Annotated in this window: 15 protein-coding genes; 3 read left to right on the forward strand and 12 right to left on the reverse strand. The window is 59.3% G+C overall.

Annotated features, from left to right (window positions below; all coding sequences use genetic code 11):
* The first annotated feature begins 100 nt into the window (after positions 1-100).
* A complete protein-coding gene (gene betA, locus JNB91_RS22490) occupies positions 101-1,750 on the forward strand; it encodes a choline dehydrogenase (RefSeq protein ID WP_220327716.1) in 1,650 nt (549 codons plus the stop codon).
* Here betA and JNB91_RS22495 read toward each other — a convergent pair whose 3' ends face one another.
* The 4 genes from JNB91_RS22495 to JNB91_RS22510 form a co-directional block, all read right to left on the reverse strand.
* Entirely contained in the window at positions 1,751-2,050 is a 300-nt protein-coding gene (locus tag JNB91_RS22495; RefSeq protein ID WP_220327717.1) for a type II toxin-antitoxin system RelE/ParE family toxin, read from the reverse strand. It abuts the gene before it with no gap.
* Positions 2,047-2,322, reverse strand: a complete 276-nt coding sequence (locus tag JNB91_RS22500) for a YlcI/YnfO family protein (RefSeq protein WP_220327718.1) — start codon at positions 2,320-2,322, stop codon at positions 2,047-2,049. Before JNB91_RS22500 ends, JNB91_RS22495 begins: the two co-directional genes overlap by 4 nt.
* A 64-nt stretch (positions 2,323-2,386) precedes the next feature.
* Positions 2,387-2,806, reverse strand: a complete 420-nt coding sequence (locus JNB91_RS22505) for a DUF6644 family protein (protein ID WP_430736337.1) — start codon at positions 2,804-2,806, stop codon at positions 2,387-2,389.
* 72 nt (positions 2,807-2,878) lie between these two features.
* Positions 2,879-3,262 (reverse strand): DUF6152 family protein, encoded by a 384-nt coding sequence (locus JNB91_RS22510; protein WP_220327719.1) that lies wholly within the window; start codon positions 3,260-3,262, stop codon positions 2,879-2,881.
* Between the two features lie 202 nt (positions 3,263-3,464).
* On the opposite strand from JNB91_RS22510, the gene JNB91_RS22515 reads away from it, so the two are divergent.
* Positions 3,465-3,893, forward strand: a complete 429-nt coding sequence (locus tag JNB91_RS22515) for an EamA family transporter (protein ID WP_223218318.1) — start codon at positions 3,465-3,467, stop codon at positions 3,891-3,893.
* Between the two features lie 109 nt (positions 3,894-4,002).
* Here the strand turns inward: JNB91_RS22515 and JNB91_RS22520 are convergent, their stop codons facing one another.
* The 8 genes from JNB91_RS22520 to JNB91_RS22555 form a co-directional block, all read right to left on the reverse strand.
* Complete coding sequence (locus JNB91_RS22520; protein ID WP_220327721.1) at positions 4,003-5,040, reverse strand: sulfate/molybdate ABC transporter ATP-binding protein; 1,038 nt, start codon at positions 5,038-5,040, stop codon at positions 4,003-4,005.
* Between the two features lie 12 nt (positions 5,041-5,052).
* Positions 5,053-5,913, reverse strand: a complete 861-nt coding sequence (gene cysW, locus JNB91_RS22525) for a sulfate ABC transporter permease subunit CysW (protein ID WP_220327722.1) — start codon at positions 5,911-5,913, stop codon at positions 5,053-5,055.
* Positions 5,906-6,763, reverse strand: a complete 858-nt coding sequence (cysT, locus tag JNB91_RS22530) for a sulfate ABC transporter permease subunit CysT (protein ID WP_220327723.1) — start codon at positions 6,761-6,763, stop codon at positions 5,906-5,908. The genes cysW and cysT overlap by 8 nt, the downstream gene beginning before the upstream one ends.
* A 91-nt stretch (positions 6,764-6,854) precedes the next feature.
* On the reverse strand, positions 6,855-7,892 hold the full coding sequence (locus JNB91_RS22535; protein ID WP_220327724.1) for a sulfate ABC transporter substrate-binding protein: 1,038 nt from the start codon (positions 7,890-7,892) through the stop codon (positions 6,855-6,857).
* Between the two features lie 222 nt (positions 7,893-8,114).
* Complete coding sequence (locus JNB91_RS22540) at positions 8,115-8,627, reverse strand: GNAT family N-acetyltransferase (RefSeq protein WP_223218319.1); 513 nt, start codon at positions 8,625-8,627, stop codon at positions 8,115-8,117.
* Between the two features lie 54 nt (positions 8,628-8,681).
* Entirely contained in the window at positions 8,682-8,984 is a 303-nt protein-coding gene (locus JNB91_RS22545; protein ID WP_220327725.1) for a type II toxin-antitoxin system RelE/ParE family toxin, read from the reverse strand.
* The gene (locus JNB91_RS22550) at positions 8,974-9,219 is read right to left on the reverse strand and encodes a type II toxin-antitoxin system ParD family antitoxin (protein WP_220327726.1); all 246 of its coding nucleotides are present in this window, start codon (positions 9,217-9,219) and stop codon (positions 8,974-8,976) included. The genes JNB91_RS22545 and JNB91_RS22550 overlap by 11 nt, the downstream gene beginning before the upstream one ends.
* Before the next feature lie 56 nt (positions 9,220-9,275).
* Positions 9,276-9,740 carry an RrF2 family transcriptional regulator gene (locus tag JNB91_RS22555; RefSeq protein ID WP_220327727.1) on the reverse strand — a complete coding sequence of 155 codons (465 nt, stop codon included), beginning with the start codon at positions 9,738-9,740 and terminating at the stop codon, positions 9,276-9,278.
* Between the two features lie 363 nt (positions 9,741-10,103).
* Here JNB91_RS22555 and JNB91_RS22560 point away from each other — a divergent pair, with 363 nt between their 5' ends.
* Entirely contained in the window at positions 10,104-10,901 is a 798-nt protein-coding gene (locus JNB91_RS22560; protein ID WP_220327728.1) for a phosphoadenylyl-sulfate reductase, read from the forward strand.
* The last annotated feature ends 56 nt before the right edge of the window (positions 10,902-10,957 follow it).

Raw genomic sequence — 10,957 nt, forward strand, 5'->3', positions numbered from 1 at the left:
CTTCAGATCGGCCGAACCTTGAAATCATACTGCCGCAATTGAAACAGCCCGACCGCGTCAACCACTCTAGAACCGTCATCATAGCAGTTCGAGGATATTCATGCAGGCAGATTTCGTCATCATCGGTTCCGGTTCGGCAGGCTCGGCCATGGCTTACCGCCTCTCCGAGGACGGCAAGCATTCGGTGATCGTCATCGAGGCGGGCGGATCGGATTATGGCCCGTTTATCCAGATGCCGGCCGCATTTGCCTGGCCGATGAGCATGAAGCGTTACAATTGGGGTTATCTCTCGGAGCCTGAACCCAATCTCAACAATCGCCGCATCACCGCGCCGCGCGGAAAAGTGCTGGGCGGTTCGTCATCCATCAACGGTCTGGTTTATGTGCGGGGCCATGCGGAAGACTATAACCGCTGGGAAGAGCTTGGCGCGCGCGGCTGGGCCTATGCGGATGTGCTGCCCTATTTCAAGCGGATGGAGCACAGCCATGGCGGTGAGGAAGGCTGGCGCGGCACCGATGGGCCGATGCATGTGCAGCGCGGGCCGGTGACAAACCCGCTGTTCCACGCCTTCATCCGGGCGGGGGCGGAAGCCGGGTTCGAAACGACGGAGGACTATAATGGCTCGAAACAGGAGGGTTTCGGGCTGATGGAACAGACGATCCATCAGGGCCGCCGCTGGTCTGCGGCCAATGCCTATCTGAGGCCCGCGATGAAGCGGAAAAACGTCGAGATCATTCATGGTCTGGCGCAGAAGGTCGTCATCGAAGATGGCCGCGCGACCGGTGTCGAGATACTGCGACGCGGCCTGCCGGAAGTCGTGAAAGCCAATCGAGAGGTGATCGTCGCCGCCTCCTCGTTCAACTCGCCGAAACTGCTGATGCTCTCGGGCATCGGGCCGGCGGAGCATCTGAAATCCATGGGGATCGCGGTGAAAGCGGACCGGCCGGGTGTCGGGGCCAATCTGCAGGACCATATGGAATTCTATTTCCAGCAGGTCTCGACCAAACCGGTCTCCCTCTATTCCTGGCTGCCATGGTTCTGGCAGGGTGTGGCGGGGGCGCAATGGATGCTTTCCAAGGGCGGTCTTGGAGCCTCAAACCAGTTCGAGGCCTGCGCTTTCCTGCGCTCTGAAGCCGGGCTGAAACAACCGGATATCCAGTATCATTTCCTGCCGGTGGCGATTTCCTATGATGGCAAGGCGGCCGCCAAGAGCCACGGGTTTCAGGCGCATGTCGGCTACAATCTATCCAAGTCGCGCGGACATGTGACGCTGCGATCGGCCGACCCGAAGGACGATCCGGTGATCCGCTTCAACTATATGAGCCACGAGGAAGACTGGCAGAAGTTTCGCCACTGCGTGCGGCTGACCCGCGAGATCTTCAGCCAGAAAGCCTTCGACGATTTTCGCGGGCCGGAAATCCAGCCGGGCGAAAAGGTGCAATCGGACGAGGAGATCGACAGCTTCCTGCGCGAGCATCTGGAAAGCGCCTATCACCCCTGCGGCACCTGCCGGATGGGGAGCGCCGACGATCCTCTTGCCGTGGTCGATCCCGAATGCCGGGTAATCGGCGTCGAAGGGTTGCGCGTGGCGGATAGCTCGATCTTTCCGCATATCACCTACGGCAATCTCAACGGTCCCTCGATCATGGTGGGAGAAAAGGCCGCGGACCATATTCTCGGCAAGACGCCGCTTTCCCGCAGCAATCAGGAACCCTGGATCAATCCAAGGGCTGCGGTCAGCGACCGCTGATCAGTGGTAGTCGTCTTCGCGCTGATGGCGGATGGCGGCGACAGTTACCGTATCACTCCCATCAATCCGGAAAAGTGCGACATAGCCGGACGAACCGAAAGGAATAACCAGCTCTCGCATGAGCGCGTTGTTACCCGGAGCCTTTCGACAGGAGAATGGTAACCTTTTCAGAATTTCCATTGCGGAAGTTATCGTGTCCAGCGCTTTTGCAGCGGCGTCTTCGTCCCACTCAAGCATATAGGCATAAAGCCGGCGCAGATCCTGACGCGCATCTTCCGTGAGCTTAACCTGATACGTCACGGCTTTTCACGTCTCGCTCTCTTGGCTTCCAGCATCGCCCTTAGTTCACCGAGCACTTCGTCCGAGCTGTAATAAACACCAGTCCGATCGGCTTCTGCCAGTGATGTCAGCCCGCGTGCAATGAACTCAGCCTGGGTCTTGCGATAATGGACCTGCTTCTTCAGCGCATCCTCAACGAAGGCCGAAAGCGTTTCGCCCTTTTCCAGCACGCTTTCAGCGGCGGCACGCAGTTCAGGATCGACACGGAGAGAAGGAATGGTCGCGGTTTTCATGGCGGCACCTCATGCGTTGCAATTGCGATGCATAATGCGCTTCCCGGCGATGATTGGCAAGTGATCAGAGGAACCCGATCCATCTGCCTGCGACGGCGGCGGCCACCCAGATGACGATCGAAATCACCGCGGAAGCCCTCAGGGCTGTTGTGGGTGATCCACCATCCAGGATCGCCGTCCAGCCGCGACCGCGATGGACGCTGACAATGTTGATCATGCCGAGGCCAATCAATCCGAATTTCCAGAGAAAGGCCGGATTGGCGGCATATTCCACCGGCCGCACGGAGAAGAGACAGAGGCCTGTTATGATCGCCAGCGCCAGCCCTGTGCCGGCGAGACGCGAGAGATAGGGGGCGATGACCGGCAGCGGCACCGCCCTTGCCAGGCCCAGCAGACGCAGATCCAGCGCCAAGATGGCGCCGAACAGCATGCCGATCGACAGGATATGCGCGGCGTTGATGAGCAGATAGGCCGTCGAGGACATGATGAGCAGGCGCGCGACCGGTGTTGCCGCCAGCGGCTCAAGCCATGTCGTCAACCAGTCCACGATTTTTCCTCAGTTCGTCTTTATCCGCTCCGGATACATGTCGAAATTCTTGCCCTTCACCGTGATGCGCACTGCCTTCATCAGTTTCTCGTTTTCATCGGCGGACTTGTTGCCAAGCACGGTGATGGCGTCACCAACCTTTGCGGAACCTTCGGCAAAACCGGACCGCTCCGTCTGGCGCGGATTGCCGAGGTCGATCTGCCAGACTTCGCCGTCGGACATGACGGTCAGCGAAGGATGCGGCGGCGCGAAGGATATGGTCTCAATCGTCCCCTGAAGCGTGGTCTGCTCGCCTTCCGCCCAGGCCCAGCCGTGATGGGCGGCAGCCGTGCCGGCGAGAGCGGCGGCAATGGCGATGGCGGTAAAGCCTGCGGCAAACGATCGGATGTTCATCGGTCTCTCCCAGTTCGTTGCAGAAAAGGAAGATGTGCGCAGACTGCGCGAAGACCATGGGCTTCACCGTTTCTTGAAAGGCATTTTATTGTAGCCGTGTTTTCGTTTTCCGCCGAACACCACTTCTAAGCGCTTAACGCAGATGACCGGCTTCGATAGGTTTCCGGCAACTTCCGATTCCTCCACACGGGACACAATCGACATGCTTTTGAGCTGGCAATTCTGGGCGGTGCTTTCGGCCGTCTTCGCGGCACTGACGGCGATCTTCGCCAAGGTGGGTATCGAGAACATCAATTCCGATTTCGCCACCTTCATCCGCACGATCGTCATCCTGCTCGTCGTCGCCGCCATCCTGTCGATGCTCGGCGGATGGCAGCCGGTCAGTGAAATTTCGCCAAAGACCTGGACATTCCTCGTGCTCTCCGGAATTGCGACAGGTGCATCCTGGCTCTGCTATTTCCGGGCGCTGAAGCTTGGAGATGCCGCCCGCGTTGCCCCGATCGACAAGATGAGCGTCGTCATGGTCGCCGTGTTCGGCGTGTTTTTTCTCGGAGAGCGCCTGTCTCTGCCGAACTGGCTCGGTGTGTGCCTGATTGCCTGCGGCGCGGTTCTCGTCGCCTATCGCGGCTGATTTTTTCGCGCCAAGTTCCAGCCGCCGCTGCCTGCGGCGGCTCTATGTTGGCCGACCTCGATGCCCGCGAGGAGGAAGGCCGCTGAACGGCCTTTCCGCGTGACGTTACCTATTTGCGGAAGATTTTCCAGCGGGTCGGGCGGAAACGGGCTTCCGACCCGAGTTCGACCGGCGCATGCAGCGGCACCTCCACTTCGACATGAAAGGGATCGTGACCATTGTTGGCGATATCGATCTCGGCAATGCGGGTGCCGGCCAGACGGCGACAGGCCGTGACCTTGCCGAACAGCGCGTCCTTCTCGTCGGTCAAAACAACGTCTTCTGGACGGAAGAACAGGTCTCCGGCCGCATCCGCCCCTTCGGAAATACCGATCGGCTGGCCCTGAAACAAAACCGCGCCGTCTTTCACCTCGACCGGCAGATGCGAGGATTCGCCGATGAAGGAAAAGACGAAGGGCGATTGCGGGCGATCGTAAACGTCGTCGGCCGAGCCGACCTGCTCGATCTTCCCCTGGCTCATGACGACGACGCGGTCGGCAAGTTCGAGTGCCTCTTCCTGGTCGTGGGTGACGAAGACGGTCGTGTGGCCGGTGCGATCGTGGAATTCGCGCAACCAGCGGCGCAGTTCCTTTCTCACCTTCGCATCAAGCGCACCAAAAGGTTCGTCGAGCAGCAGGATGCGTGGTTCGATCGCCATGGCGCGGGCGAGCGCCACGCGCTGACGCTGGCCGCCGGAAAGCTGGTTCGGGTAACGGTTTTCAAGCCCGGAAAGCTGCACCATGTCGAGCAGATCGGAGACGCGTTTTTTGATCTCGCTCTTCGGCGGGCGGCTGGCAGAGGGGCGAACCTTAAGGCCGAAGCCGATATTCTGCGCCACCGTCATGTGGCGGAACAGTGCGTAATGCTGGAAAACGAAGCCGACATTGCGCTCCTGCACCGAATGGCGCGAGGCATCTTCCTCACCGAAAAAGATCTGGCCGGCGGTCGGGAAATCCAGGCCGGCGATCAGGCGCAGCAGCGTCGTCTTGCCGGAGCCGGACGGCCCGAGAAGCGCGATCAGTTCACCGGACGCGATGTTGAGCGACACGTCGTTCAGCGCGGCGAAACGATCGAATTCCTTGCGGATATTGTTGATTTTAACTTCCATATGCGGGGTATCCTAGTGCCGGCCGCCGGCAGCGCCGGCACCGAACCGAAGTTCGAGAAAGGTTTTCAATGCGAGCGTGACGAGTGCCAGAAGTGCCAGCAACGAGGCCACGGCAAAGGCGGCGACCATGTTGTACTCATTATAGAGGATCTCGACATGCAGCGGCATGGTGTTGGTGAGGCCGCGGATACGGCCGGAGACGACCGAGACGGCGCCGAATTCACCCATGGCACGGGCATTACAGAGCAGCACGCCGTAAAGCAGGCCCCATTTGATATTGGGCAGCGTCACATACCAGAAGGTTTGCCAGCCGGATGCGCCGAGCGACAGCGCCGCCTCTTCATCGCCGGTGCCCTGATCCTGCATCAGCGGGATCAGTTCTCGCGCAACGAAAGGAAAGGTGACGAAGACGGTGGCGAGAACGATGCCGGGCACGGCAAACAGGATCTCGATGCCGTAGCTCTTCAACCATGGTCCAAGCAGGCTGCCGGAGCCGAAAAGAAGAACATAGACGAGGCCCGAGATGACCGGCGAAATCGAAAACGGCAAGTCAATCAGGGTGATCAGAAACGCCTTACCCTTGAACTCGAACTTGGCGATCGCCCAGGAGGCGGCCAAACCGAAAACCAGATTGAGCGGCACGGCGATGGCCGCCACCGTCAGGGTCAGCTGGATTGCAGCCCAGGCGTCCGGTTCGACAAGCGCTTCCTCATAGGTGCCCCAACCTTCGCGAAACGCCTCGACGAAGACCGAGACGAGCGGCAGGAAGAGAAAGAAGGCCAGGAAGGCCAGCGACAGGGCGACGAGGACAAGCTTGGTGGAGAAGCTTTCGTCGGCCGGGTTGCGGAAGGAGATGCGGCGGTTATCAGACATTGCCATATCTCCTGCGGCTCCAGGCCTGGATGAGGTTGATCACCAAAAGCATGGCGAAGGAGATCAAAAGCATTATCGTGGCGATTGCGGTGGCGCCCGCGTAGTTGAACTCTTCCAGCCGGATGACGATCAGGAGTGGCGCGATTTCCGAGACGTAAGGAATGTTGCCGGCGATGAAGATGACCGAGCCGTATTCGCCGACACCACGGGCGAAAGCGAGTGCGAAACCGGTAAGGATGGCGGGTGTGAGGCCGGGCAGAAGCACGTTGAAGATCGTCTGGAAACGGTTGGCGCCGAGCGTGGCTGCCGCTTCTTCCACTTCCTTATCGATCTCTTCCATGATCGGCTGAACGGTGCGCACCACGAAAGGCAAGCCGATGAAGATCAACGCGATGACGATGCCGATCGGCGTGAACGCGATGCGGAACGGCATGAACAGCGAGCCGATCCAGCCGTTGGGCGCATAAAGAGATGCGAATGCGATACCGGCAACGGCTGTCGGCAAAGCGAAGGGCAGATCGACCATCGCATCGATCAGCCGGCGTCCGGGGAAACGATAACGGGTGAGCACCCAGGCGAGCAGCGTGCCGAAGACGACATTGATCAATGCCGCGATAAAGGCCGTGCCGAAGGAGACGTAAAGCGCGCGGATCGTTCGTTCATCCGAGAGGATGGCAAAGAAGCCGGACCAGCCGAGTTCGGCCGTGCGCCAGAGCAGGCCGGCAATGGGGATGAGAATGATCAGCGACAGGTAGGCGAGCGAAAAGCCGAGCGTCAACCCGAAACCCGGGATGATGCTCGGCTGTTTCAATCTCCAGCCCGCCGAAGAAGCGGTAGCGGATGCGGTCATGCTTGGTTCCGAATTCTGCGTTCAGGCCCTACATGGCAACGGTGCGGCAATCAAACTACCGCACCGTGCCGTCAGTGTCACTTGATGGCTTTTACTTGGCACCCGGCTTGTAGATCTGGTCGAAAATGCCGCCATCGCCAAAGTGTTCCGGCTGCGCCTTCTTCCAGCCGCCGAAGAGCGGGTCGTCGATGGTGACGAGCTTGATGTCCGGCAGTTGCTTGAGCAGATCCGGCTGCACCACTTCACGCTTGGAAGGACGGTAGAAGTGCTTGGCCGCGATGTTCTGTCCCTCGTCGGAATAGAGATATTGCAGATAGGCTTCCGCGACCTTGCGAGTACCCTTGGCATCCACGGTGGCATCGACGACGGCAACCGGCGGTTCGGCGAGGATAGAGATCGGCGGCACGACGATATCGAATGCGTCCTTGCCGAATTCCTCACCGGCCAGATAGGCCTCGTTTTCCCAAGCGAGCAGCACGTCGCCGATCTGGCGCTGGGCGAAGGTTACAGTGGAGCCGCGGGCGCCGGTATCGAGAACCGGAGCGCGCTTGTAGAGATCCGCGATATAAGCCTTGATCTTGTCCTGATCGCCCTTGAACTCTTCATTCGCCCAAGCCCAGGCGGCAAGATAGTTCCAGCGCGCACCGCCGGAGGTCTTCGGGTTCGGCGTGACGATCTGTACGTCGCCCTTCACCAGATCACCCCAGTTCTTGATGCCCTTGGGATTGCCCTTGCGGACGAGGAAGACGATCGTCGAGGTGTAAGGCGCTGCATTGTTGGGCAGGCGGGTGCGCCAGTTTTCAGCAATCTTGCCCGTCTTCTGGATGGCGTTGATATCGCTTTCAAGCGCCAGCGTCACGACATCGGCTTCGAGACCGTCGATCACCGAGCGGGCCTGCGCGCCGGAACCGCCATGCGACTGGCGGATGGTGACATCCTCACCGCCTTCAGCCTTCCAATGCTTGGCGAAAGCCGCGTTGAAATCCTTGTAGAGTTCGCGTGTCGGATCGTAGGACACGTTCAGAAGCTGGGTCGCGGCAAAAGCCGGTGCGATACTTCCCGCTGCGAGTGTTGCGCCGAGCGCTAGCACTGCCAGCCGCTTTCCAATCCCATCGGTGAAGTTCAGCATAGGGTCTCTCCTGTGATCCTTGTCCTGCGATCTGGCTTAAACTCTATCGGTCAGGTCGTCTTAGTCAATTCACGGCGAAAAGAAGGCAAAACTGTTTCCCTCGGGCCGGTCTACGCGACAAAGAATGCGCTCCGTGAGCATGAGTTCAGAGAACGGCAGCGTTGGGAAAACACCGAACGGCAAAAACGCAATCCGGCAGGAATTCGTTCCAGAGGGCTGATTTCAACCCGGCAGAGCGTCGCGCCTGAGGAAAATTTCCGTATGACCAACCGCCTCGGGCACCTTGCGAAAGGGTGGGCAAAAGTCGAAACCGAAGGCGCGATAGATCGATATGGCATCGGTCATGTAGATGGTGGTGTGCGCCAGCAACGTGCTCTTCCGGTGCGTTTCGACAGCGTGGAGAACGGCCCGCATCATTGCGCCGCCGATGCCTCTTCGCCGGAAGCCGGGCGCGACGTAGAACTTGTGAAGTTCATCAGCCGTATCATCGAAAGCGGAAAAGGCCAGACACCCCGCCGGCTGGCCATCCCAGGAGGCCAACACCATTGCCGCTCCTCCCTGCCCGTAGCTCCGGGCAAGGCTGGTCGCTGTCACGCCGTGATAGAGATCCATCACCACTTGCGGATCGATGCCATGGGTTGTCGCCATGGCCATATCCCATTCCGCCAGCTCCCGGCACAGCGCCGCGGCAACCTCGAAATCCTTTGGTGATCTCGCAATGGAGACTGAGAACATGCCACGCCTCTCGACAACGAGAGTATATTAGCACATTGGCGACTTCGATGTCGTTCACAGATGGCGACTGACGTCCATACGTCGATGCAGGACGCGAATGATCTCGATTCCATAGGAACGCGGTCGGTAGAAAACGAAATGCGAACCGACGGGATATTTGCGATATCCTGTCCGCACGTCGACTTCGCGCCCCTTCATCTGACCGCTGACGAGTTGCGCAAACACGCGGAGCAGATCGGCGTGGTATTTGCCGGCCTGCTCCCACGACCATTTGTCGACCGTGAATGACCAGATATCTTCCAGATCGCGTTGCGCGAACGGGGAAATTCTAAACTCTCGTTCGCCGTCAGCGCCCATGCTTTTCGCGCATGCGCTTGAGGAATGCTTCATTGTCGAATGGCTGAGGCTCTCCGGATTCTTCGCCGGCGATCAGCGCGTCCTGCAGAGCCTTCACGCGTGCCTCGTGCTCTTCAAGCAGGCGCAACCCGGCGCGTACGACGTCGCTGGCAGAGCCATAACGCCCACTTTCCACCTGGCGGTCGATGAAGCCGGCGAAATGATCGCCGAGGGAAATGGATGTGTTGCGAGCCATAGGCACCTCCGGCACGGAATGTACCAAAATCTGGTACAACGACCAAGGGCCGTCTTTTACGCCGTCAGCAACTCACGGACTTGGGCTGGCTTTTCCGCCCCCTCGCCTGCCCCTTCGATTGCGTCGGCGATCGTGGTGTTGAACAGGACGTCGCGGGTGGCATCGGCCACGCGGGCGAAGACGTGGCGGATTTCGCACAGGTGCTCGCCGTCGCAGTCATCGCATTTTCGGTATGCAGTTTGCGACAGGCAGGGAAGCGGCGCGATCGGGCCATCGACCAGACGCAGGACCTCGCCGAAGGAGATTGCGTCGGCGGGTTTCAGCAGAAGATATCCGCCCTGCTTGCCACGGCGGCTCATGACGATGCCGGAGCGCTTCAGGTCGAGCAGAATCTGTTCCAGAAATTTCTTCGGGATAGACTGCTGGACCGCGATCTCCGAGATCAGCATCGGCTCATCCGGGTCGGCCTGCGCCAGAGCGGCCAAGGCTCTCAGCGCATATTTCGCTTTCTGGGATATCATCACGCAACCATCAACAGCAACGCCGCCGCGAGGCCTTTTTTGTCCTCACGTCGCCGCTTCACACTTCGTAATCCCGGCGGCTCGCGAATATCCTGTAAGCGACATCCGCGGTCGCATTCGTGCAGACGGTCATGCCGCATTGCACACTTCATTCTGGAGTACCGCAAACATGCAGAAATTACAAACCTATGCGGGCATTTGCTGCCGCAAAAACAGTCACATTTGGTTAAGGCGGCAGGTTTTCTGTGTAGGCGAGGCTTTCTAGAGATATTTGCTCCACAGAACCGGCGGAAGAAACGGCTTTTCCTGTCATCAGCCCCTGCAAGTCGCAATACTACAGCACTTGCTGATGAAAGAAGAACCATGACCTCGCATGATGTGATTGCGCGTACCGCGTATGGAGAGGGTGCAGAGATCCTCGCCGCAGAACTGAACGGCAGACTTGCAAGCCTCGATCTTTCCGGCCGTCTTTCCGCTGCTGCCGAAATCGGCCATGCGGTGTTCACCACTTCGCTTGGAATAGAAGACCAGGTCATCACCGCCGCAATTGGCACGCATCGGCTTCCGATCGAAGTTTCGACACTTGAAACCGGGCGCCTGTTCAAGGAAACGGTCGAGCTCATCTCGGAGACCGAAGAACGTTACGACATGACGATCCGGCGGTTTTATCCCGAAAAGGATGATATCGACGCCTATGCGGCGAAATACGGCCTGAACGGTTTTTACGACAGTATCGAAGCACGTCACGCCTGCTGTCATGTGCGCAAGCTGATCCCGCTCGCAAAAGCGCTTTCGCAAGCGCAGGTGTGGGTGACCGGCTTGCGTCGCGGCCAGTCCGGCAATCGCGCCACCACGCCGTTCGCCGAATATGATGCCGAGCGCGGCCTCATCAAGGTCAACCCGCTGGCCGATTGGGATATCGAGACGATCAATGCCCATGTGGCGGCCGAGCATATTCCGATCAATCCGCTGCATGCCCGCGGTTACCCCTCTATCGGCTGCGAGCCCTGTACCCGCGCCATCAAGCCCGGCGAGCCTGAGCGCGCCGGACGATGGTGGTGGGAAAACGACGAGAAACGCGAATGCGGACTGCATGTCCCGGAAAACGCGTCTCAGCCGATACCGGCCTCAGCACCGCTCGCGAGTTCAATCGCCCGCTAAGGCCCAAATCCCCACTCTTTGTGTGTAACATTCAAGATCTACCGGAGACCGAAATG

The sequence above is a fragment of the Aliirhizobium wenxiniae genome (assembly GCF_019511445.1).
In the GTDB taxonomy this organism is placed as follows: Bacteria; Pseudomonadota; Alphaproteobacteria; order Rhizobiales; family Rhizobiaceae; genus Neorhizobium; species Neorhizobium wenxiniae_A.